This is a genomic window from Cupriavidus basilensis, assembly GCF_008801925.2.
Classification (GTDB): domain Bacteria; phylum Pseudomonadota; class Gammaproteobacteria; order Burkholderiales; family Burkholderiaceae; genus Cupriavidus; species Cupriavidus basilensis.
On sequence record NZ_CP062803.1, the window covers coordinates 3,035,691 to 3,059,004 of the forward strand.

Genomic DNA, 23,314 nt, shown 5'->3' on the forward strand with positions numbered 1-23,314 from the left:
CGCGAGCAATGATCAACAACAACGATCAACCTATCGCTCCGGCAGTACCCGCGTCCGCAAGCTGACAATCAAATCGACGCCCGGCAATGTTACGGCCGGGCCTCGCTTCTCGTCAACTCCACGCCGGTCATCACGGCGATTGCGCGCGGGCGCCGTCTTACTCGTTGCCGCCGGAGCGTTGCAAGTGCAGTTGCGAGCGCTCGCCATCGCCAAGGCCGCCGGTGCCATCGCGATCGGCCTGGCTGCGCGCAGTTTCCAGGCGCTCCAGGTAGGCTTCGTCGATATCCCCTGTGACGTAACGGCCATCGAAGCACGAGGCATCGAAGTCGTTCAGCTTGGGGTTGATGTCGCGCACGGCCTGCTTCATGGCTTCGACGTCCTGGTAGACCAGCTTGTCGGCGCCGATGATACGGGCGATTTCTTCATCCGTGCGGCCGTAGGCAACCAGTTCGCTGCGGGTGGGCATATCAATGCCGTACACGTTGGGGAACTTCACCGGCGGCGCGGCCGAGGCAAAGATCACCTTGTTGGCGCCAGCTTCGCGCGCCATCTGCACGATCTCGAAAGACGTGGTGCCGCGCACGATGGAATCGTCCACGATCAGCACGTTCTTGCCCTTGAACTCCACGCCCATGGCGTTGAGCTTCTGGCGCACCGACTTCTTGCGTACCGCCTGGCCGGGCATGATGAAGGTGCGGCCGATATAACGGTTCTTGAAGAAGCCCTCGCGGTAGTTCACGCCCAGCTTGTTGGCCACCTGCATCGCGGCCGGACGGCTGGAGTCGGGAATCGGCATCACCACGTCGATGTCACCTGCTGAGACTTCGCGGCGGATCTTCTCGGCCAGGTAGTCGCCCATGCGCAGGCGCGCGTCGTAGACGGGCACGCCATCGATGCACGAATCCGGGCGGGCCAGGTAGACGTACTCGAAGATGCAAGGTGTGAGCACCGGATTATCGGCGCATTGCTGGGTGTAGAGCTTGCCGTCGAGGTCGATGAAGATGGCCTCGCCAGGCGCCACGTCGCGCTCGAGCTTGTAGCCGATGCCTTCGAGCGCCACCGACTCCGACGCCACCATCCACTCCTTGCCGGTCGGCGTTTCCACGCTGCCCAGGCACAACGGACGGATACCGAACGGATCGCGCACGGCCAGCATGCCGTAGCCAGCGATCTGCGCGGCGATGGCGTACGAGCCACGCACGCGGCGGTGCATGCCGGCCACGGCCTTGAAGATCGTGGGCGGATCCAGCGCCAGGCCGCTGCTGGCGCGCTGCAGCTCGTCCGCCAGCACATTGAGCAGCACTTCGGTGTCGGAGTGCGTGTTGATGTGGCGGCGGTCGCGGCTGAACAGCTCCTCGTGCAACTGTTTCCAGTTGGTCAGGTTGCCGTTGTGGGCCAGGATCACGCCGTAGGGCGCATTGACGTAGAACGGTTGGGCTTCTTCCTCGCTCGAGGCCGAACCGGCGGTGGGGTAACGCACCTGGCCGATGCCGGCGGCACCCGGCAGGCCGCGCATATTGCGCGTGCGAAACACGTCGCGCACCAGGCCGTTGGCCTTGTGCATGTGGAAGGTGCTGCCGTTTGCGGTAGCGATGCCGGCTGCATCCTGTCCGCGGTGTTGCAACAGCAGCAGGCTGTCGTAAATCAATTGGTTAACGGGCGTGGATGAAACCACACCGACGATACCGCACATGCCAAGCTCCCAGGAAAGGCGTTTGAATCAGGGGGCGGCCCCGCCCTTCAGGGAGGAGCCCGCGTACTACCAGCCGGGCGGGTCTGCCCGGCTTCATGTCATGTCTTGACGTATTTGGCGACTTCGGGGGGCAACCAGGGCCGCAGCGACTCCATCGCCTGCATCACGTAGGGCCGGGACAGCGCATCGCGCCAAAATGCTTCCTCAGGCAGCTTGGTGAACCCGGCCACGGTCACCACGAACATCACGACCAACGCGCCGCGCAGCAGCCCGAACACCAGCCCAAGGCCACGGTCGGCGGGCTTGAGCCCGGTGCTCTCCAGCAACTGGCCCAGCACCGTGCCGGCCAGTGCCGCGGCGATCACGGTGCCGATGAAGACCACCGCGAAGCCCAGTGCGCTGCGCGCCAACTGCCCGCCGGGCACCGATTCGGGGATCCAGCCAGCCGCTGTGCCCGCGAAGTGGTAGGCCACCAGGAACGCCACCACCCAGCCGATCAGCGATAACACTTCCCGCACCAGCCCGCGCAGCACGCCGATCAGGCCCGAGGCGATAAGGATGAAAACAACGCTGTAATCGAATAAAGTCGGCTGCATGCGTAATACGGTGTCCCGGTGCGGCGGCTGGGTAATGAGGATAGTGGGGCTCATGGGGCAACCAGCCCGCGCCGGGCTTTACTGTTCGATCACTTTGGCGGTCAGGCCTGCGGCGCGCACCCGCTTCTCGGCGGCGTCAGCCGCGTCGCGATCCGAAAAAGGACCGGCACGCAGCAGCACACGCTCGCCGTCGGCCAACACCTTCTTCTCGATATAAGCGGGCACCTTGCCTGCCTTGAGCTTGCTCAGCCAGAGCTTGGCCTTCTCCTCCGAGGAGAACGCGCCGATCAGCACCAGAAACTTGCCGCTGCCCGGCTTGGCTGCTGGGGTGGCCGGCTTGTCGGCGATTTTCTCGGCAGGCGCTGCCGCAGTCGCTGCGACGGTGGCCGCAGCGGCCGGCTTGGCCGCCGCCGAATCGGCAACCAGTTCCTCGCCGGCATCGAGCGCCTGGCTATCGAGCTTGGATTGCGGAGCGGGCGGCAACGGATCCGCCTTGCGGGCATCAGGCTTCACCTTGCCCGCGGCGCCCCCCGGGCCACCATCGATCTTGACCGCGATATTGTCGACGACCGGCCTTGGCTGGGTCTCGAAGACGATCGGCAGCACGATGACGGCAGCGGCCATCAGCACCACCGCGCCGATCAGGCGCCGGCGCGCCCGCTGCTTTTGCGGAAACTCCGGGTCGAGCGTGTCATCCGCGTACTCTTCGGCCAGGCGCCGCGACGAAGCGATGCCTGCACCCGGGTCCGAACGCGAGCGGCGCCCACGCTCCGGTGCCGGGGCGTTGCCCTTGCGGGAAGAAAACAGCGAAAGCAGGCCCATAGATTGGTTCGGTGCGACGGCCGCAAAACCGGCCGTTGAAATTGTCGCTCAGATTGCGCGGCGATTTGCCCCGGTGTTAGCCCCGGAAAACTGCCCGGCGGCCGCGCGACTCAATTTGCCCGGGTGGCGCGATATGCCATCACGCCCGCCACGGTGTAGAACGATCCGAAGACCAGAATTCTATCATCCTCGGTCGCTCTGCCGAGCGCATCCCGGTAAGCCGCCTCCGGGCTGGCAAAGCAGGCTGCCGTGGCATCTGGACCCGGACGGAAACCGCCCTCTTCCAGCTTCTCCAGCAGGTCCGCCGCGCTGGCCGCGCGCGGCGTCGGCAGGTCGGCCAGGCACCAGTGGTCGACCTTGTCGGCCAGATGGCGCAGCACGCCTGCGATGTCCTTGTCCTCCATCGCGCCGAACACCGCGTAGGTGTAGCGGAAGAAGCCCATGTTGTCGAGGTTCTGGCCAAGCGTGGCAGCCGCATGCGGGTTATGCGCCACATCCAGGATCACCGTCGGGCGCCCCGGCATCACTTGGAAGCGTCCCGGCAACTCCACGAAGGCGAGCCCGTTGCGCACTTCCTGCGCACTCACCGGCAGCCGCGAGCGCATCGCCTGCAGCGCAGCCAGCGCAGCCGAAGCATTGAGCAACTGGTTGGCGCCGCGCAGTGCGGGATAGCCCAGCCCGTTGAGCTTGCGCTCGCGGCTGCTCCAGTCCCACTGCTGACGCTCCTGCCCCTTGGAAGCCTGCTGGTGGAAGTCCCGGCCCACCAGCCAGAGATCCGCGCCGATCGCCTCGGCATGATCGATCACCGACTGCGGCGGCACCGGGTCCGCCACGATGGCCGGCACGCCCGGACGGAAGATGCCCGCCTTCTCGTAGCCGATCTTCTCGCGCGTATCGCCCAGGTAACTTGTGTGGTCAATGTCCACGCTGGTCACGATGGCGCAATCGGTATCGATCACGTTCACCGCATCCAGCCGGCCGCCCAGCCCCACCTCCAGGATCATGGCATCCAAGCCGGCCGCGGCGAAAGCATGGATGATGGCCAGCGTGGTGAACTCGAAATACGTCAGGCTCACCGGATCCGCAAAGCTCGTGCGCGCCCGCTCCACCGCCTCGAAGTGCGGCAACAGCTGCGCGTCGGTGGCGAACTCGCCATTGATGCGCGCACGCTCGTTGAACGCCATCAGGTGCGGCGACGTATGGCAACCCACCTTATAGCCCGCCTCAAGCAGGATGCGCTCCAGCATGGCGCAGGTGGAGCCTTTGCCGTTGGTGCCGGCGACGGTAAACACCACTGCATCGATGCGCAGCCCCAGGGCCTCCTTGACGCGGGTGATACGCGCCAGGCCCATGTCGATGCCGACCGGGTGGGCGGATTCGAGATGGGTTAGCCATTCGGGGAGGGAGGGGAAGATAGGCATGGTGGGGAGACGGCGTTAATCGGGGGGGTGGCTTATTGGAGCCGGTTTTGGGGTAAGTGGTTCTTTTGCGGGCGGATTGGTTGAGTTTGGATTTGCGTAGGGGTGATGTTGGGGCGTGTTGGGGTAAGTCAAAGGTCTAACGTCAAAGGCAACTTCAACTACAACTTCAACTTCAACTGCAGTTTCACCACCCCTGCGGGGCGGCGACCTACTTTCTTGTCTTGCCAAGAAAGTAGGCAAAGAAGGCGCGCCGGATGGGGCGACACCCCCTCGGGATTTCACAAAAAGAGCGGCCGGGACCCAAACTCGCATCGCCTTACGGCGATACTCAGACATGGGTCCCTCTTCTCCGCTCTTTTCATGAAATCCCGAGGCGCCCCATACGGCCTTGGTACACCTCCACGGCTCGCTTCGCATCGCCATGGGTGTTTTCCGCCCCCGGGCGGGAAACACGGCAGAACCAGTGGTCGTGGGGCTCAAACACCATTCGGTGTCGCCGTGATTGCCGCCCCCAGGCGGCAATCACCCGCCCGCGATGCGAAGCGAGCCGTCTGGGTTTTCATCTCCCGTTATGGGGCGCCTCGTCGGCAGGCAAAAAGAGCGGAAACGAGGGGGCCATGTCTGAGCATCGCCTTAAGGCGATGTGAGTTTGGCCCCCGGCCGCTCTTTTTGCCTGCCGACGAGGAGTCTTTCGCCCCATCCGGGTCGCTTCTTTGCCTACTTTCTTGGCGAGACAAGAAAGTAGGTCGCCTCCCCGCAGGGGAGGTGAAACTGCCTTTGACTTTGCAGTTAAGCAGTTAAGCAGTTAAGCAGTTAAGCAGTTAAGCAGTTAAGCAGCTAAGCAGCTGCAACTAAAACCCACCACCCATCACCCCAAAAAGCGAAAAAGCGCGAACAACCGCCCGCGCCTGATCACCATCAACCAACCCAACCCTTATGCCACAGCATCCGCCGGCTGCTTCTGCAGCAAAGCCAGCAACTGCGCCAACTCATCCCGCAGCTTGCGACGGTCGACAATCATGTCGATCGCACCCTTCTGCAGCAGGAACTCAGCCCGCTGGAAGCCTTCCGGCAGCTTCTCGCGCACGGTCTGCTCGATCACGCGGGGACCGGCAAAGCCGATCAGTGCCTTGGGCTCGGCAATCACCACATCGCCCAGGAACGCAAAGCTGGCCGAAACGCCACCCATGGTGGGATCGGTCAATACGCTGATGAACGGCAGCTTGGCGTTCGACAGCTGGTTCAGCATGGACGTGGTCTTGGCCATCTGCAGCAGCGACAGCAGGCTTTCCTGCATGCGTGCGCCGCCCGTGGCGGTAATGCAGATGAACGGCACCTTCTGCTCCAGCGCCGCCTGGGCGCCACGCACGAAGCGCTCGCCCACCACCGAGCCCATGGAGCCACCCATGAATTCGAACTCGAAGCAGCTCACCACGACCGGAATGGTGTGGATGGCGCCGCCGATCACGACCATGGCATCGGTCTCGCCGGTGTCGTCCATGGCGGCCTTGATGCGGTCCGGGTACTTCTTGGTGTCCTTGAACTTGAGCGCGTCGACCGGCAGGATTTCCTGGCCGATTTCATAGCGGCCTTCGGCGTCCAGCAGCCCGTCGAGGCGGGCGCGGGCGCGGATGCGCATATGGTGGTCGCACTTGGGGCAGACGTGAAGGTTGGCCTCGACGTCGGTCCGGTACAACACCGACTCGCACGACGGGCACTTGACCCACAGCCCTTCCGGAATGCCCTTGCGGGTGGAGGGGTCGGTCTGTTGAATCTTGGGGGGGAGGAGTTTATCCAACCAGCTCATGAAAGGCTCCTTTCGGCACATGTGCGGAACATGTCAGGCCGCGAATTTACCATGCCTGCGGTCCGCAGTCCCCGTTCCGCCGGGGCGATGCGCCTGTTGCGGCACAACGGCCGTCAAAATCCGTGTTTTTTGCTGCATTCACCGCCCGCGCGTCGACACGAGCGGCGGCGCTTCAATCACATTCAGGCATCCAGCGCCTGGCGGATTTCCGCGATGAACGACTGCAGCGATTGTACCGCCTGGTCGCGCGGCGCATCTTCCAGCAATTGCACCAGGCGGCTACCGATCACCACGGCGTCGGCCACGCTGCCGATCGTGCTCGCGGTCTGCGCGTCGCGGATGCCGAAGCCCACGCCCACCGGCAGGTTGGCATGGCGCTTGATCAGCGGAATGCGCGCGGCCACGCTGTCGAGGTCGATGGTGGCCGAACCGGTTACGCCTTTGAGCGAGACGTAGTACAGGTAGCCGCTGGCCAGCTTGGCCACGGCTTCGATGCGATCGTCGGTGGAAGTCGGCGCCAGCAGGAAGATCGGGTCCATCTCGTTGGCACGCATCTGCGCGGCGAAGGACTCGCACTCCTCGGGCGGGTAGTCGACCACCAGCACGCCATCGACACCGGCGGCACGCGCGGCCTTGGCGAAGGTTTCCTCACCCATGCGCTCGATCGGGTTGGCGTAGCCCATCAGCACCACGGGCGTCGCCGCGTTGGTCTGGCGGAACTCGGCCACCCAGGCCAGCACCTTGGTCAGCGTCACGCCCTGCGCAAGCGCGCGCTCGGAGGCGCGCTGAATCACCGGGCCGTCGGCCATCGGGTCGGAGAACGGCACGCCAAGCTCGATCACGTCGGCCCCACCCGCCACCAGCGCGTGCATCAGCGCGACGGTCAGGCCGGGCTCAGGGTCACCAGCGGTGATGAACGGAATCAGGCCCTTCTTGTTCTGCGCGGCCAGCGCCGCGAAAGTCGTTTTGATTCGGGACATGGTCATTGAGCGAGAGTGGGCAGCGGCGTGGACGAGGCAGCCAGCAGGGGCTCATCGTTCGCGGCTGCGATGTTCAGGGTAGCGGGCGCGGCCTGCGGCGTCGTGATGCATGCCGCGACGCGCGCGCGCGCCACGTCGACATAGTCGGGATTCATCTCGAAGCCGACGAAGCGGCGCCCGTGCAACGCGCAGGCTACGGCGGTGGTGCCGCTGCCGGTGAACGGATCGAGCACCAGCCCGCCCGGCGGGCAGCTGGCCAGCACCATGCGTTGCACGATATGCAAGGGCTTCTGGGTCGGGTGATTGGCACGTTCCGGATCCTGCCGGTGGATGCGCGGCACGCTCCACAGGTCCTTCGGGTTATAGCCAACCTCCAGCCACTTCTTGCCCTCGAAGCGCGGACGGCTGCGCGCCTTCTTGGTCTCGGCGTCGTACGGCACGCGCACCGGGTCAAGGTCAAAGTAGTAGTCGCGGGCCCGGGCAAAAAAACCGATGTTGTCGTGCACCGAGGAATACTTGCGCGTGGTGCCGCCCATGCTCGGCACGCGCCGGTCCCAGATGATCTCGTTGATCATGGTCAGGCGCTGCTTGAGCATCACGAACAGCTCCGGCGAGTATTGCCAGGTGCAGAACAGATAGAGCGAGGCGCGCGGCGCCAGCTTGGGCACCACCGCATCGATCCAGCTCGCTGACCATTCCAGGTAGGCATCCCCGGACAGGCGATCGGAGTCATTGCCGTAGTCCTTGCCCAGGCCATAGGGCGGATCAGCCACGATCAGGTCGATGGAGCCGTCGGCTATGCGCTTGATGCCCTCCAGCACGTCTTCCTGGTAGAGCGTCAGCTGCGGTGCGGCGATAGGCGCGGACGGGGCGCCGCCTTCAGCGGCGCCCGGCGGGAGAAAGTCGCGCATCAGAGGGTCAGCCCCGAACGCTCGGCCACGGTATGCATGTCCTTGTCGCCACGGCCGGACAGGTTCACCAGCAGCAGCTTGTCCTTGGGCAGCGTGGGCGCGAGCTTGCAGGCGTAGGCGATGGCGTGGCTGGACTCCAGCGCCGGGATGATCCCTTCGATGCGGCAACAGTCGTGGAAAGCCTTGAGCGCCTCCTCATCGGTGATCGGGACATACTCGGCGCGGCCGATATCCTTGAGCCATGCGTGCTCGGGGCCGACGCCGGGATAGTCCAGGCCGGCGGAGATCGAATGGGTCTCGATGATCTGGCCGTTGGCGTCCTGCAGCAGGTAGGTGCGGTTGCCGTGCAGCACGCCCGGCGTGCCGCCGATCAGCGCGGCGGCGTGGCGGCCGGTTTCCAGGCCGTCGCCGGCGGCTTCCACGCCGATCAGTCGCACATCCTTGTGCTCGATGTACGGATGGAAGATACCCATGGCATTGGAGCCGCCGCCCACGCAGGCGATCACGGCATCGGGCTGGCGGCCCGTCATTTCCGGCATCTGCACCTTGGCCTCTTGGCCGATCACGCACTGGAAGTCGCGCACCATCATCGGGTAAGGATGCGGTCCGGCCACGGTGCCGATGATGTAGAAGGTGTTCTCGACGTTGGTGACCCAGTCGCGCATGGCTTCATTGAGCGCGTCCTTGAGGGTCTTGGAGCCGCTTTCCACCGGCACCACGGTGGCACCCAGCAGCTTCATGCGGTAGACGTTGGCGGCCTGGCGCTTGACATCTTCCGAGCCCATGTAGACCACGCACTCCATGCCGAAACGCGCGGCGATGGTTGCGGTGGCCACGCCGTGCTGGCCGGCGCCGGTCTCGGCGATCACGCGCGGCTTGCCCATGCGCTTGGCCAGCAGTGCCTGGCCAATCACGTTATTGATCTTGTGGGCGCCGGTGTGGTTGAGGTCTTCGCGCTTGAGATAGATCTGCGCGCCGCCGAGCATCTCGCTCCAGCGCTGTGCGTGATAGATCGGCGAGGGGCGGCCGACGAAATGCTTCAGCTCGCGGCGGTACTCCGCGTCGAATTCAGGATCCTTCTGGAAGTGCGCATAGGCTTCGCGCAGTTCGTCCAGCGCGTGCACCAGGGTCTCGGATACAAAGGAACCACCATAGGGGCCGAAATGGCCACGGGAATCGGGCAGGTCGTACATGAGTCAGCTCTTCTGAACAGGGCCCTTGCCGTTCTGGCAGGGGCTCGATGACGTTAGGGTCGTGCGCGGGGCAGGTGCGGTTTGCGGGGGATATGCGGGAGGCCGAGCGCCTGGACGGCGACTTGACTCACCCGGCATCCGCGCTGCGCACCGCGCGCACGAAGGCGGCAATCCTGGCGTGGTCTTTCACGCCTTTGGCAGCCTCCACGCCGCTGCTTACATCGACAGCGTAGGGCCGCACGCGCTCAACCGCGCTAGCGACGTTTTGCGCGTTCAACCCACCACTCAAAACGATCCGAGGAGCGGCGCTTGCGGTCGGGTTGTGGGTGGGCGGAAGCCATGCCGGGGGTATCAAGGTCCAGTCGAAGACGTGCCCGCCACCGCCGTAGCCTTCGACGAAGGCATCAAGCAGCAAGGCAGCGGCATCACGATACAGATCCGCGAATTCTACCAAATCGAGGCCCGGCTGCACGCGTGCCGCGCGCAGAAACGGCAGCCGGCAGCGCTGGGCCACCAGGGTGCAGTCCTCGGGGCGCTCGTCGCCGTGGAATTGCAGTAGCGTAAGCGGCACACGCTCCACCACATGGGCAATATGGTCGGCCTCGGCGTTGACGAACAGGCCCACCACCGACACGAAGGGGCCGGCGGCTTCAGCCAGCGCTGCGGCGCGCGCCACCTCGACAAAGCGCGGGCTGCCGGGATAGAACACCAGGCCGATCGCGTCGGCGCCGGCATCGACCGCGGCGCGGACATCGTCCTCGCGCGTCAGCCCGCAGATCTTGATGCGGGTGCGGCGCGGCGCGCTGCCCGCTTCAGGCAACTGGGTCATTGGCAAACACTCCATGAAACAGGCTGGCGGCCGTGTCGGCGACCGGGATCTGGTATTGCTCAGGATACTTCACCCCGGCCAGGTAAAGGCCGTCGGGCATGAAAGTGGGTGCGGCCCTGGCACGGTTGCGCCCCGCCAGCACTTCGGCCAGCCACTCCGGCGGGTTGCGTCCCCGCCCTACCGCCACCAGGCAACCCATCAGGTTGCGCACCATGTGGTGCAGGAAGGCACTGGCGCGAAAGCGCACGAACAGCCAGTCGCCGTCGGCCTTCAAGGTGATGTCGTACATGGTCTTGACCGGCGACTTCGCCTGGCACTCGGCGGCGCGAAAGGCCGAGAAATCGTGCTCGCCCAGCAGGCAGCCCGCGGCCGTGCGCATGGCGTCGACGTCCAGGCCCTTGCCTGGCGGCAGCATCAGGTAGCCTGCCCTGCCGTGCACCAGCGGCACACGGTGCGGCCCCACGTAGAGCGCGTAGTAATACATGCGCTCGAAGGCCAGGAAACGCGCATGGAAGCTGTCGTCCACCGGCTTGGCCCATTGCAGCGAGATGCTGGGCGGCAGGAAGGCGTTGACGCCGCGCACCCAGGAAAACGGTTCGCGCGTCAGCTCGGTGTCGATATGGATCACCTGGCCGAGCGCGTGCACGCCGGTATCGGTGCGGCCCGCCACCGTGGTCAGCACGCGGCTGCCGGCGAACTGCGCGATGGCGTCCTCGAGCCGGTCCTGCACCGTATTGCGGTGCGGTTGCGACTGCCAGCCTGAGAAGGCGGCGCCGTCATAGTGGAGGCCGAGGGCAATGCGGGTCATGGGGCGGAAATTGACGACGGAAGTTGACGATCAACGGGGGCTAGCGAAAACGGCGCGGCGCCGATGAAAAACGCCCGGCTGCCGGCTCGCAAAAAACAAATGCGCCGGGAGCCACGCTCCCGGCGCATTGGTGGCGAGCTGCCGGGCGCATCGCTTGCGCACAGCCCGCCATTCTACAGCTTGCCTGTCAGGCCACGTCCCGCAGCAAAGTCTTGGCTTCGGTCAGCAGCGGGTCCTGCGACTGCTCCACCACTTCCTGCAGCAACTCCCGCGCGCCTTCCCTGTCGCCGATCTCGATATAGGCGCGGGCCAGGTCGAACTTGATCTGCATGTCGCGGCCACCATCGGCGGAGTCGGCCGACAACGTGCTCGGCGAGATGCCGCGCGCCGTGTCGAGCCCGCTTTCCGCGCTCACGCGGGACAAGTCGATCGGCTCGGACAGCTTGCCGTCGCGCAGCATGGTCGGCGCCGGCAGGGACGAGCTGAATGAGGCACGGGCCTCTTCATGCGCCTGCGCCGGGATGTCGGCCGACGCGTCGGCATGGCCCGCCGGACTGAGGTCCAGCGAAATGCCGGACATGTCGAAGTCGAGCGGACGGCTGCGCGTAGGCGTATCCAGCGCCGGGATGTCGTCATGACCGTCATGACCACTGAGGCCATGGGTCTCGGGCAGATCAAGGCCATCGTCCAGGCGCGCGGCTAGCGCCGAAGGCGCCGCCTCGCCATTGCCGAACACGCGCGAGGCGGACTCGGGCGCGGTGATCGGCGCACCGGCTGCGGGCGCGGGGAACCCATCCAGCGGCAGCGCGAAGTCTGCCAGGTCCGCCAGCGGGGTTTCGCGCGGTGCCGCCGCCAGGTCTTGCGACGGATCGTGGGTGCGCCACTGGTCGGCCGGCAAGGTGGTGGTATCAACCGACGCGACATCGGGCGCCACACTCAAATACAAGGCATTGTTCGGATCGAGGCTACGCCCCATCTCCGTTGCCTGTGCCCACTCCGCCCCGTGTCCTCCAGTCTGGGCGAACATTTCTTCTGCAATCACGCGAAAACCTTCCACATCCTGACGAGTGTTGTAAATCTCCATGAGCTTCAGGCGAATCGCCTGGCGCTCAGGGTTTTGCTGCAGGGCTTCGCGCAGGATTTCCTCGGCCTGCACATCGCGCCCGTAGGCGATATAGACATCGGCCTCGGCGATCGGATCGACCTCGTTGGCTTCCGCGGCATTGTTGCCAATGCGGAAATCCGCTCCGAACACGCTGTGCTGCGAGGTGTCCACGCTCTGCCCGCCCGCGGTGCCGAACAGCGAATTGCCGCCAGCCATGACGGTGCTTTCCTGCGACAGGATGCTGTCACCGAAGGCCGCGCCGTCGCTGGTCTTCTGTTGCTGGCGCCGGCGATAGATCGCGTAGCCGCCCAGCAGGGCAATCAAGAGTCCGCCGCCAGGCAGCAGCATCGGATTGGCCAGCAGGTCTTCGAGGAAGGACGGCTGGGCCACCGGCGTGGGCTGCGTCACGACCGGCGGGCGCTTGGCGGCAGGCGCGGAAGCGGCTGCAGGCTTGGCGGCAGCCGCAACGGTGGCATCAGCGGCATTCGTGCCGGCGCTACTGGCGCCAGCAGCGGCCGCAGGCGCGGACGCCGGGGATGCTGCGAGCGGCGCTGCTGCAGCAGCAGCCGTGGCCGCGCTGGCGCCAGCGCCAGCGCTAGCCGTTGCCGGGGCCGGCGCGGCTGCGTCGGCCTTGGCGGCCTCGGCCGGAACCACGGCCGGGGCGGCGGCAGGGGCTGCAGGGGCCGCGGCCGAGTCCTTGCCCGCCCCCTTCTGTACCTGGGCCAGCTTGGCGATCTCGGCGTTCTTCAGCTCGACCAGCCGCTGCATGTCGTTCACGTTCTTCTCAAGCTGCGCGAGACGTGCCTCGGCCTCCTTGAGCTGCCGTTCCTTGGCGATATTGGCTTCGGTTGCCGCAGCGGCGGCAGCCTGGCTGCCGCGATCGGGCTTGCTGAGCTTGAGCTCGTCGCGTGGGCCGGCGGCCGGAGCGGCCTGTTCCTGCACGCGCGCGGTGACGTTGCCCGACTGTTCGCGGCCACTGCCGGCCTCGACCGAGCGCCCCGCCGCCGCCGTAGCCAGGCGGCTGCGGTAGGCGTCGAAGCCCTGCGTGCGCGCCACCACTTCGCGGCGTGCCGCGCGGGGTGTGACCGATTGCGCTTCTTGCTGGCTAGGCACCTTGAGCACGGCGCCCGCCTTGAGGCGGTTCATATTGCCACCGACGAAGGCGTTCGGATTGTTGCGATAAAGCGCGACCAGCATCTGGTCCAGCGATACCGAATCCTGTCCCTGGGACGCCTCGCCGGCAATGGCGGAGAGGTTGTCGCCGCGTTGTACGGTGTAGGTGCCGCCAGCCGCGGCGGCACCGTCCGCGGAAGCCTGCGTAGCGGCACGGTGCGGACGTGGCGCGGGTGCCTTGGCCTGGGGCCGTGGCGCCGGGCTAGCCGCGACGGGAGCCGGGGCCTGCACCGACGGCGCCGGCACGGGCGCGGCGCTTGGCGCGGGCGCCGCCGGGCTGGAGGCGCCGGATTCGTCGGGCGTGCCCGCCTGCACTACCGTGGTAGGCGAGAAAGTCTGGTTGGAAGGCTTGGCCCCTGCCGGATCCAGCAGGAAGGTGTACGCGCGCGACACCTTGCCGCTCGCCCATGTCATGTCGACCAGGATGTCGACAAAGGGCTCGCTGAGCGGCTGGGTTGACCGGACCCGTGCCACATAGCTCCCATTGGGGCGGCGCTCGACCTGCAGCCGCAGGCTGCTGACCGCCGGCAGATATGTCAGGCCGGCCTTGGCATACGCATCGGGCGACGCCAGCTTGACGGCCAGGCCGTCCGCTTCTTCCGCACTGACGCCACTAATATCGATTTCCGCTTGCAGCGGCTGACCCAGATTCGACTGTACCCGTAATTGCCCAAACCCCGCGGCATAAGCGGCCGGCTGCGCGAGCAGCAAACCGAGTGCCGTGAAGGCCAGCGTTGACCAGCGCTGGCGGGCGGTAGGCGCATCTTTCCGGCGATGTTGGCTCACACTCACCTTGTGCTCCGTTGTGTTCTAGTAGTGAAATTAACTTAACATCAATGGTTTAGCGCAGCAAGTTAGCGTCCCGACTGAGCCCCGCGCCAACTCGTACGGACGTGCGGATGACCGCCCCGCAGCCCGGCATATGCCGCCTGTATTGTGACGCAACGCCGGGAAAAATAGGCGGCCGGGCGTGACAACGCCGCGCACAGGCGCGGCGTTGTCATCAAAGCCCGTGGTTTCTGTTGCCTGGCTGCAACGGAACCACGGAGGCCTTGCGCGGAGCCTCAAGACATGGACCAAGACATGACTCAAGGGCGCCTTGGGAGCAAGTCCCTGGCTCAGGCTTCGATCAGGATGCGCAGCATACGGCGCAGAGGCTCGGCGGCGCCCCACAGCAGCTGGTCGCCAACGGTGAAGGCCGAGAGGTATTCCCCACCCATCTGCATCTTGCGCAGGCGTCCGACCGGAATGGTCAGGGTGCCGGTCACGGCAGCCGGCGTGAGGTCGGTCATGCTGGCCTCACGGGTATTCGGCACCACCTTGGCCCACTGGTTGTTCTCAGCCAGCATGGCTTCGATCTCATCGAGCGGCACGTCGCGGCGCAGCTTGATGGTCAGCGCCTGCGAATGGCAGCGCATGGCGCCGATGCGCACGCACAGGCCGTCCACGGCGATCGGCGCAGCGCCGGTCGCACCCAGGAAGCCTTCGCCGCGACCGAGGATCTTGTTGGTCTCGGCACCGGCCTTCCATTCTTCCTTCGACACGCCGTTGCCCAGGTCCTTGTCGATCCAGGGAATCAGGTTGCCAGCAAGTGGCACGCCGAACTGCTTGGTTTCGTCAGCGGACAGGCCGTGCTGGGTTGCAAGGATGGTGCGGTCGATTTCCAGGATGGCCGATGCCGGGTTATCCAGCAGCGACTTGACCGACGCGTTGAGCGTGCCGAACTGCGTCAGCAGCTCGCGCATGTGCTGCGCGCCACCGCCAGAAGCAGCCTGGTAGGTCATGGACGTCATCCAGTCGATCAGGTCGTGCTGGAACAGGCCGCCCAGGCCCATCATCATGCAGCTGACCGTGCAGTTGCCGCCGATGAAATTCTTGACGCCCTTCGTGAGCGCGTCCTTGATGACACCAAGGTTGACCGGATCCAGCACGATGATGGCATCGTCCTTCATCCGCAGCGAGGACGCCGCGTCGATCCAGTAGCCCTTCCAGCCAGCTGCGCGCAGCTGCGGGAAAATCTCGTTGGTGTAGTCACCGCCCTGGGCGGTGAGGACAACGTCGCACTTCTTCAGCGCTTCGATGTCGTTCGCGTCCTTGAGCCTGGTTTCATTCTTGGCCATGGCCGGAGCCTGGCCGCCAGCGTTGGACGTGCTGAAGAATACGGGCTCGATATGGTCGAAATCGCGCTCTTCCTGCATGCGTTGCATCAGGACGCTGCCGACCATTCCTCGCCAGCCGACGAGACCTACAATCATGAGTAACCTCGGATGTGATTTGAACTTCCCCGCGCTTTCCTCGCCCGACGTGACTGCGCGGGGAAGACGAGCAGGCACGACGAACGATCTAGCCGATCGTTTTGGTAGTAATGGTTTTAATCGTCGTTGCGGTAAGCGGGTGGCCGTGCGAACCCAGGCCAACCGGGCTGCGGGTAGCAACCGGGGCGGCGATGGCAGTCGAGGGGGACTGGAAGATTCGGACCATTCGCAAAGTCTACACGATTTTGTGGCGCTGCCACACGGGGGAAATCGGGGACAAATGAAAGAAAAGGCGCCGCATGCGGCGCCTTTTCAACTTTAATGCGGCTTACAGTGCAGCGAGCACGGCCGCGCCCATTTCACGCGTGCCGACCTGCTTGCAGCCCGGTGTCAGGATGTCGCCGGTGCGATAGCCCTGGGCCAGCACCTTCTTGACGGCGTTCTCGATGCGGTCGGCCTGCTCGGCACGGTTCAGCGAGAAACGCAGCATCATCGCGGCCGACAGGATGGTGGCCAGCGGATTGGCCACGCCCTTGCCGGCGATATCCGGAGCGGAACCGTGCGACGGTTCGTACAGGCCCTTGTTGTTGGCGTCCAGCGAAGCCGACGGCAGCATGCCGATCGAGCCGGTCAGCATGGCAGCCTCGTCCGACAGGATATCGCCGAACATATTGCCGGTGACGATCACGTCGAAGCTCTTGGGCGCCTTGATCAGCTGCATGGCCGCGTTGTCCACGTACATGTGCGACAGCTCGACTTCCGGGTATTCCTTGTGCACGTCGATCACGACGTCCTTCCAGAACTGGAAAGTCTCGAGCACGTTGGCCTTGTCCACGCTGCACAGCCTCTTGCCGCGCTTGGCCGCGGCCTGGAAGGCCACGTGGGCGATGCGGCGGATTTCCGGCTCGCTGTAGCGCATGGTGTCAAAGCCTTCGCGTGCGCCCTTGAAAGGACCGTCCGGGGCTTCGCGCATGCCGCGCGGCTGGCCAAAGTAGATGTCGCCGTTCAGCTCGCGCACGATCAGGATGTCCAGGCCGGCCACCAGCTCGGGCTTCAGGCTGGACGCACCGGTCAGTTCCGGATAGCAGATCGCCGGACGGAAGTTGGCGAACAGCTGCAGGTGCTTGCGCAGGCCGAGGATGGCCTGCTCGGGACGCAGCGGGCGATCCAGCTTGTCGTACTTCCAGTCGCCCACGGCGCCGAACAGGATGGCGTCGGCTTGCTGGGCCAGCTTGAGCGTGGCGTCGGGCAGCGGATGGCCGCTGGCCTCGTAGCCGGCGCCGCCCACCGGGGCGGTTTCCATCTCGAATTTTTCGTCGAGCGCGTTCAAGACCTTGACGGCCTCCGCGATGATCTCGGGACCGATGCCGTCACCCGGCAGGACTGCGATTTTCATGCTTTGTCTTCCTTGTTTTGTCTCAGCGTCTCAGCGTACCAACCGGCCGGCCTCAGCCGACCACGCGGTTGTTCAACCACGGCATCCTGGCCACGCGCTCTGCCTCGTACGCCTTGATCTTGTCGGCATGGCGCAGGGACAGGCCGATATCGTCAAAGCCGTTGAGCATGCAGTACTTGCGGAATGGCGCGATGTCGAACGGATAGCTGTTGCCGCCCGGCGTGACCACCAGTTGCTTATCGAGATCGATGGTCAGCTTGTAGCCATTGAACGCATTGGTCTCGTTGAAGATATGGTCGACCTGCAACTCGGTCAGCACCACCGGCAGCAGGCCGTTCTTGTAGCAGTTGTTGAAGAAGATGTCGGCAAAGCTCGGCGCGATCACGGCGCGGAAGCCATATTGCGTCAGCGCCCAGGGAGCGTGCTCGCGCGAGCTGCCGCAGCCGAAGTTGCGGCGGGCCAGCAGGATCGAGCCACCCTGGTAGCGCGGCTGGTTGAGCACGAAGTCCGGGTTCAGCGGGCGGAGGCTGTTGTCTTGCCCGGGCTGGCCCACATCCTTGTAGCGCCATTCGTCGAACAGGTTCGGGCCAAAGCCGGTGCGCTTGATCGACTTGAGGAATTGCTTCGGGATGATGGCGTCGGTGTCGACGTTCTCGCGGTCCAGCGGCACCGTGAGCCCGCTGTGTACAGTGAACTTGTCCATGGTCGGTTCCTTACTTCCTTGCCGCGCTTTCGAGCGAGCGGCCTGCGGCCTGTGTGTCCTTGCCAAGGCCGGCCATCGTATGGCAGCCGGCCAGTTGCAGCATGCCCAGGCATGCGAGCAACACAATCAGGGCTTGTTTCATGATGAGCCTGCGCGAATTAGCTGAGCTGGCGGATATCGACGAAGTGGCCTTCGATGGCGGCCGCGGCGGCCATCGCCGGGCTCACCAGGTGAGTGCGGCCACCCGCGCCCTGGCGCCCTTCGAAGTTGCGGTTCGAAGTCGACGCGCAGCGCTCGCCCGCTTCCAGGCGGTCGGCGTTCATGGCCAGGCACATCGAGCAGCCCGGCTCGCGCCATTCAAAACCCGCCGCCTTGAAGACCTTGTCCAGCCCTTCACGCTCGGCCTGCTCCTTGACCAGGCCCGAGCCCGGCACCACCATCGCCAGCTTCACGTTGGAAGCCACGCGCCGTCCCAGTTTCTGCACGACCCACGCAGCGGCACGCATGTCTTCGATGCGGGAGTTGGTGCAGGAACCGATAAAGACCTTGTCGATCTTGATGCTGTCCACTGGCACGTTGGGCTGCAGGCCCATGTACTCGAGCGCGCGCTCCATGGCGTTGCGCTTGTTCGGGTCTTTTTCCTTCTCGGGATCCGGCACGCGGTCCTCGATGCTGACCACCATCTCGGGCGAGGTGCCCCAGGTCACCTGCGGACGGACCTCTTCCGCGCGCAGCTCGACCACCTGGTCGAAATGCGCACCGGCGTCCGAATGCAGCGTGCGCCAGTAGGCTACGGCCTGCTCCCACTCCACGCCCTGCGGCGAGAACGGGCGGCCCTTGACGTACTCGAGCGTGACATCGTCCACCGCCACCAGGCCAGCGCGCGCGCCCGCCTCGATGGCCATGTTGCACACCGTCATGCGCCCTTCCATGCTCAGGTCGCGAATGGCCGAGCCTGCGAACTCGATGGTGTAGCCGGTGCCGCCCGCGGTGCCGATCTTGCCGATCACGGCCAGCACGATGTCCTTGGCGGTGCATCCGCGCGGCAGCTTGCCTTCCACGCGCACCAGCATGTTCTTGGCCTTCTTGCCCAGCAGCGTCTGCGTGGCCAGCACGTGCTCCACCTCGGAGGTGCCGATGCCGTGCGCCAGCGCGCCAAACGCGCCGTGCGTGCTGGTATGCGAATCGCCGCAGACCACCGTCATGCCCGGCAGCGTAGCGCCCTGCTCCGGCCCGATCACGTGCACGATGCCCTGGCGCAGGTCGTTCATCTTGAACTGGGTGATGCCGTACGCGTCGCAGTTGTTGTCCAGCGTATCCACCTGCAGCTTCGACACCGGATCGGCAATGCCCTGGCTACGATCCGTGGTCGGCACGTTGTGGTCCGACACGGCCAGGTTGGCGCTGATGCGCCAGACCGGGCGCTGCGCCAGCTTCAGGCCTTCGAACGCCTGCGGGCTGGTGACTTCGTGCAGCAGATGGCGATCGATGTACAGCATCGTGGTGCCGTCATCTTCGACGTGCACGGTGTGGTCATCCCAAAGTTTGTCGTAAAGCGTCTTGGCCATGATGCAGGGGGGGCGGGCCGGGACCGTTTGGTACAGCACGGTTAGCGGCGTCGCGCGGTAGTTTGGGGGATTTTTCGCAGAAATGCGGGCAACGAAATGCGGCTTGCTGCGATGCTTGACTTCACAATCGATTATGCCACAGCGATAGCGCGCGACCGGGCCGTGGCCGGCCTGCGCGGCGGCGGAAATATAATGTGATTGGCGAAAGGGGGATTTCGCCGATGGCGAAAAGGGGAATGGCGTAGCTCTTCTCCCGCTCGCCCGCCAGGCGGGTGAGCGGGAGAAAAACCGGGCTCAACCGCCCAGGTAAGCGCTCTTGATGCGGTCGTTGGCCAGCAGGTTGGCGCCGGTGTCCGCCAGCACCACGCGCCCCGTCTCCAGCACGTAGCCGCGATCCGCCACGCCAAGCGCCTTATTGGCGTTCTGCTCGACCAGGAACACTGTGACGCCTTCGTCACGAATGGTCCGGATGATGTCGAAGATCTGCGCAATCACCAGCGGTGCCAGGCCGAGCGTCGGCTCGTCCAGCAACAGCAGGCGGGGCCGGCTCATCAGTGCGCGGCCGATGGCCAGCATCTGCTGCTCGCCGCCGGACATGGTGCCGGCGCGTTGCGTGGAGCGCTGCTTGAGCCGCGGGAAGAGCTTGTAGACGTGCTCGACGCCCGCCTCGATCTCGTCGCGCTTGCCGAAGAAGGCGCCCATCTTCAGGTTGTCCAGCACCGTCAGGCTGGGAAACACGCGCCGCCCCTCCGGCGAGATCGCCATGCCGAGGCGCATGATCTCGTGCGTGGGACGGCGCGTGATGTCCTGCCCTTCAAACATCACGCGCCCGCTCGACGCGCGCGGCGAGCCGCACACGGTCATCATCAGCGTGGTCTTGCCAGCGCCGTTGCTGCCGATCAGCGTGACGATCTCGCCCTTGTTCACCTCAATCGATACGCCAGACAGCGCTTCGATCGCGCCGTAATGGGTATGGACTTGTTCCAGCTTCAGCATCAGTCCTCTCCCAGGTAAGCCTTGATGACGCGCGGGTCGTTGCGCACTTCAGCCGGTTTGCCGACCAGGATCGGGCGGCCGTGTTCCATCACCAGGATGCGGTCGGACACGCCCATCACCAGGCTCATGTCATGCTCGATCAGCAGCACCGAGATCTTGAACTCGCGCCGCAGCTGGTCGATCAGCTGCGACAGCTCGACCTTTTCCTGCGGGTTGAGGCCGGCAGCCGGCTCGTCAAGCATCAGCAGGCGCGGATTGGTGATCATGCAGCGCGCGATTTCCAGCCGGCGCTGGTGGCCATACGACAGCGTTCCCGCCTCGCGGTTGGCCACGCCACGCAGACCCATGCGCTCGAGCCACACCGACGCGCGCTCCAGCGCCTCACGCTCGGCGCGGCGATAGGCCGGCGTAGCAAACAGACCGCGCAGCAACCCCGAGCGTACCTGCAGGTGTTGCGCCACCAGCAGGTTCTCGACCACCGTCAGCTGCTTGAACAAGCGGATGTTCTGGAACGTGCGCACCAGGCCGCGGCGCGCCACCTGGTGGCTCGGCAAGCGGGCGATCGAATGCCCGTCCAGCATGACCTCGCCGGCGGTGGGCTTATAGAAGCCGCCCACGCAGTTGAACACCGTGGTCTTGCCCGCGCCGTTGGGGCCGATGATGGCGAAGACCTCATCGCGGCGCACATCGAAATCGATGCCGTCGACCGCCAGCAGGCCGCCGAAGCGCATCTGCAGACCGGAGACTTTCAGCAGTTCCGCTGATTGAACTTGGCTCATTGCGGCAACTCCACATGGGGGCGGCTCGCGGGCAGCAGGCCCTGCGGACGCCACATCATCATCAGCACCATCACCAGGCCGAAAATCAGCATGCGGTACTCGGCAAAGCCGCGCGCCACTTCCGGCAGCGCGGTCAACAGGATGGCGGCCAGGATCACGCCGAGCTGCGAGCCCATGCCGCCCAGCACCACCACCGCCAGGATCAGCGCGGACTCGATAAAGGTGAACGATTCGGGATTGACCAGGCCCTGGCGCGCGGCAAAGAACGCGCCGCCCAGGCCGGCAAACGCCGCGCCCAGCGTGAACGCCGACAGCTTGATGCGGGTCGGGTTCAGGCCCAGAGAACGGCAGGCGATTTCGTCCTCGCGCAGGGCTTCCCACGCACGTCCCATCGGCATGCGGATCAGCCGGCTGGTGACGAACAGCGTGAAGCCCACCAGCAGCAGGGCCAGCAGGTAGAGGAAGATCACCATGTGCTCGCCGCTGTAGTCCCAGCCCAGCAACTCATGAAAGGTCTTGACGCCTTCCACGCTCGAACTGCGCGCCATCTCGATGCCGAACACGGTCGGCTTCGGGATGCCGGACACGCCATCCGGTCCGCCGGTGAGGCTGGTCAGGTTGTTGAGCAGCAGGCGGATGATCTCGCCGAAGCCCAGCGTGACAATGGCAAGGTAGTCGCCGCGCAGCCGCAGCACCGGAAAACCCAGCACGAAGCCGAACAGCGCCGACATGCCGGCGGCGATCGGCAGGCACTCCCAGAAGCTCAGCCCGAAGTATTGGTTGAGCAGCGCGTAGGTATAGCCGCCAACCGCGTAGAAGCCGACGTAACCCAGGTCGAGCAGGCCGGCATAGCCCACCACGATGTTCAGGCCGAGGCCCAGGATCACGTAGATCAGCGCCAGGGTGGCCACGTCCACCGCGCCGCGCGAACTAAAGAACGGGAACACCAGGCCAACCGCCAGCAGCAGCCAGATCACCTTGCGCTGCTGGGTCGCGCCCAGCGCGGGCAGGCTCGGCACCTTGACGCCGGCCGTGGCGCGCTGGAACAGCGGCTTGAAGAGTTGGAACAGGAAGACCGCGCCCACCGCCAGCCACACCGGCTTCCAGTGCGGCTCGAGCACGACTTTGTAGCCGTCGAGCTTCAACTGCAGCCCCAGCACGGGAATGGTCAGGATGGCCGTCATCACGGCCGCGACGATGGCGTTCTTCAGGGTCTGCCCCGCCGGCGCGCCCTGCGCCAAACTGATTGGCGTAGAAATAGCTTGTGTCATAGCGTCCTCACACCTTTTCAACGTCAGGCTTGCCCAGCAGCCCGGTCGGGCGGAACAGCAGGATCAGCACCAGCAGGCCGAACGCCACCACGTCCTTGTACTCGGCCGGCATATAGCCGGAGGCAAAGGTCTCGGCCAGGCCCAGCAGCACGCCGCCGAGCATGGCGCCCGGGATGCTGCCGATGCCGCCCAGCACGGCCGCGGTGAAGGCCTTGATGCCCGCCACGAAGCCGATATACGGGTTGAGCTTGCCGATGGTCAGGCCGATCAGCACACCGCCCACCGCCGCCAGCATCGCGCCCAGCACGAAGGTGAAGGAGATCACGCGGTTGGTGTCGATGCCGAGCAGGTTGGCCATGCGCATGTCCTCGGCGCAGGCGCGGCAGGCGCGGCCCATGCGCGAGCGGCCGATGAACAGCGTCAGCGCCAGCATCAGCACCAGCGTGACGCCGACGATCAGCAGGCGCGAATACGGTACGGTCACGGTGAAATCGCCGCCCATCTGGAACTCGATGGCGCCGGAAATCAGCACCGGCACCGACATGTCGCGCGCGCCCTGCCCGATCTGCACGTAGTTCTGCAGGAAGATCGACATGCCGATGGCGGAGATCAGCGGCACCAGCCGCGGACCGCCACGCAGGGGCCGGTAGGCCACGCGCTCCACGGCGAAACCATACAAACCGGTGACCAGGACGGACACCAGCAAGGCGGCGCCCAGCACCAGCGGCAGCGGATAGCCCGCGCTCGCGCCGATGGCGGTGAGCGTCACCAGGCCCACGTAGGCGCCGATCATATAGATCTCGCCATGGGCAAAATTGATCATGCCGATGATGCCGTAGACCATGGTGTAGCCAATGGCGATCAGCGCATAGATCGCACCCAGCGTCAGGCCATTGACCAGCTGCTGGGTAAACTGTGGAAGGAACTCGTTCATGCGGGAAGCCCCATAACTTTGAAGCTGGAGAAGCCGGCGTTGCAGGAGGTGCGCAAGCGCCGGGCCGGCTCCGT

The 23,314-nt window shown here is 65.3% G+C and carries 20 protein-coding genes; all 20 read right to left on the reverse strand.

Features of this window, described 5'->3' with window-relative positions:
- Positions 1-157 precede the first annotated feature (157 nt).
- The 20 genes from purF to livH all read right to left on the reverse strand — a co-directional run bounded on the left by purF (position 158) and on the right by livH (position 23,240).
- A complete protein-coding gene (gene purF, locus F7R26_RS14010; protein WP_150983123.1) occupies positions 158-1,693 on the reverse strand; it encodes an amidophosphoribosyltransferase in 1,536 nt (511 codons plus the stop codon).
- Positions 1,694-1,791: 98 nt separating this feature from the next.
- On the reverse strand, positions 1,792-2,289 hold the full coding sequence (locus F7R26_RS14015) for a CvpA family protein (RefSeq protein WP_150983341.1): 498 nt from the start codon (positions 2,287-2,289) through the stop codon (positions 1,792-1,794).
- A gap of 78 nt (positions 2,290-2,367) precedes the next feature.
- Positions 2,368-3,111: an SPOR domain-containing protein gene (locus F7R26_RS14020; protein WP_150983122.1), complete on the reverse strand. Its 744-nt coding sequence runs from the start codon at positions 3,109-3,111 to the stop codon at positions 2,368-2,370.
- 110 nt (positions 3,112-3,221) lie between these two features.
- Positions 3,222-4,532, reverse strand: coding sequence for a bifunctional tetrahydrofolate synthase/dihydrofolate synthase (gene folC / locus F7R26_RS14025; protein ID WP_150983121.1), 1,311 nt, complete (start codon positions 4,530-4,532; stop codon positions 3,222-3,224).
- A gap of 934 nt (positions 4,533-5,466) precedes the next feature.
- Complete coding sequence (accD, locus tag F7R26_RS14030; RefSeq protein WP_043347984.1) at positions 5,467-6,339, reverse strand: acetyl-CoA carboxylase, carboxyltransferase subunit beta; 873 nt, start codon at positions 6,337-6,339, stop codon at positions 5,467-5,469.
- Positions 6,340-6,521: 182 nt separating this feature from the next.
- Positions 6,522-7,319, reverse strand: a complete 798-nt coding sequence (gene trpA, locus F7R26_RS14035; protein ID WP_150983120.1) for a tryptophan synthase subunit alpha — start codon at positions 7,317-7,319, stop codon at positions 6,522-6,524.
- 2 nt (positions 7,320-7,321) lie between these two features.
- Positions 7,322-8,230: a DNA-methyltransferase gene (locus tag F7R26_RS14040; protein ID WP_043347990.1), complete on the reverse strand. Its 909-nt coding sequence runs from the start codon at positions 8,228-8,230 to the stop codon at positions 7,322-7,324.
- Positions 8,230-9,423, reverse strand: coding sequence for a tryptophan synthase subunit beta (gene trpB / locus F7R26_RS14045; protein ID WP_150983119.1), 1,194 nt, complete (start codon positions 9,421-9,423; stop codon positions 8,230-8,232). The genes F7R26_RS14040 and trpB overlap by 1 nt, the downstream gene beginning before the upstream one ends.
- Positions 9,424-9,550: 127 nt before the next feature.
- Positions 9,551-10,252: a phosphoribosylanthranilate isomerase gene (locus F7R26_RS14050; RefSeq protein ID WP_150983118.1), complete on the reverse strand. Its 702-nt coding sequence runs from the start codon at positions 10,250-10,252 to the stop codon at positions 9,551-9,553.
- A complete protein-coding gene (gene truA / locus F7R26_RS14055) occupies positions 10,236-11,060 on the reverse strand; it encodes a tRNA pseudouridine(38-40) synthase TruA (RefSeq protein WP_150983117.1) in 825 nt (274 codons plus the stop codon). The genes F7R26_RS14050 and truA overlap by 17 nt, the downstream gene beginning before the upstream one ends.
- Before the next feature lie 187 nt (positions 11,061-11,247).
- Positions 11,248-14,130 (reverse strand): motility hub landmark protein FimV, encoded by a 2,883-nt coding sequence (locus F7R26_RS14060; protein WP_193692073.1) that lies wholly within the window; start codon positions 14,128-14,130, stop codon positions 11,248-11,250.
- 326 nt (positions 14,131-14,456) lie between these two features.
- Positions 14,457-15,593, reverse strand: coding sequence for an aspartate-semialdehyde dehydrogenase (gene asd / locus F7R26_RS14065; RefSeq protein WP_150993312.1), 1,137 nt, complete (start codon positions 15,591-15,593; stop codon positions 14,457-14,459).
- 328 nt (positions 15,594-15,921) lie between these two features.
- Entirely contained in the window at positions 15,922-16,989 is a 1,068-nt protein-coding gene (leuB, locus tag F7R26_RS14070) for a 3-isopropylmalate dehydrogenase (protein ID WP_150993314.1), read from the reverse strand.
- 52 nt (positions 16,990-17,041) lie between these two features.
- A complete protein-coding gene (gene leuD, locus F7R26_RS14075; protein WP_150993316.1) occupies positions 17,042-17,692 on the reverse strand; it encodes a 3-isopropylmalate dehydratase small subunit in 651 nt (216 codons plus the stop codon).
- 10 nt (positions 17,693-17,702) lie between these two features.
- Entirely contained in the window at positions 17,703-17,834 is a 132-nt protein-coding gene (locus F7R26_RS14080) for an entericidin A/B family lipoprotein (RefSeq protein WP_043348007.1), read from the reverse strand.
- A 16-nt stretch (positions 17,835-17,850) separates the two neighbouring features.
- Positions 17,851-19,260, reverse strand: a complete 1,410-nt coding sequence (leuC, locus tag F7R26_RS14085; RefSeq protein WP_150993318.1) for a 3-isopropylmalate dehydratase large subunit — start codon at positions 19,258-19,260, stop codon at positions 17,851-17,853.
- Between the two features lie 294 nt (positions 19,261-19,554).
- Positions 19,555-20,256, reverse strand: coding sequence for an ABC transporter ATP-binding protein (locus F7R26_RS14090; RefSeq protein ID WP_043348012.1), 702 nt, complete (start codon positions 20,254-20,256; stop codon positions 19,555-19,557).
- Positions 20,256-21,035, reverse strand: a complete 780-nt coding sequence (gene livG / locus F7R26_RS14095; RefSeq protein WP_150993320.1) for a high-affinity branched-chain amino acid ABC transporter ATP-binding protein LivG — start codon at positions 21,033-21,035, stop codon at positions 20,256-20,258. The genes F7R26_RS14090 and livG overlap by 1 nt, the downstream gene beginning before the upstream one ends.
- Complete coding sequence (locus F7R26_RS14100; RefSeq protein ID WP_150993322.1) at positions 21,032-22,306, reverse strand: high-affinity branched-chain amino acid ABC transporter permease LivM; 1,275 nt, start codon at positions 22,304-22,306, stop codon at positions 21,032-21,034. Before F7R26_RS14100 ends, livG begins: the two co-directional genes overlap by 4 nt.
- A gap of 7 nt (positions 22,307-22,313) precedes the next feature.
- Complete coding sequence (gene livH / locus F7R26_RS14105) at positions 22,314-23,240, reverse strand: high-affinity branched-chain amino acid ABC transporter permease LivH (protein ID WP_150993324.1); 927 nt, start codon at positions 23,238-23,240, stop codon at positions 22,314-22,316.
- Positions 23,241-23,314: the final 74 nt, after the last annotated feature.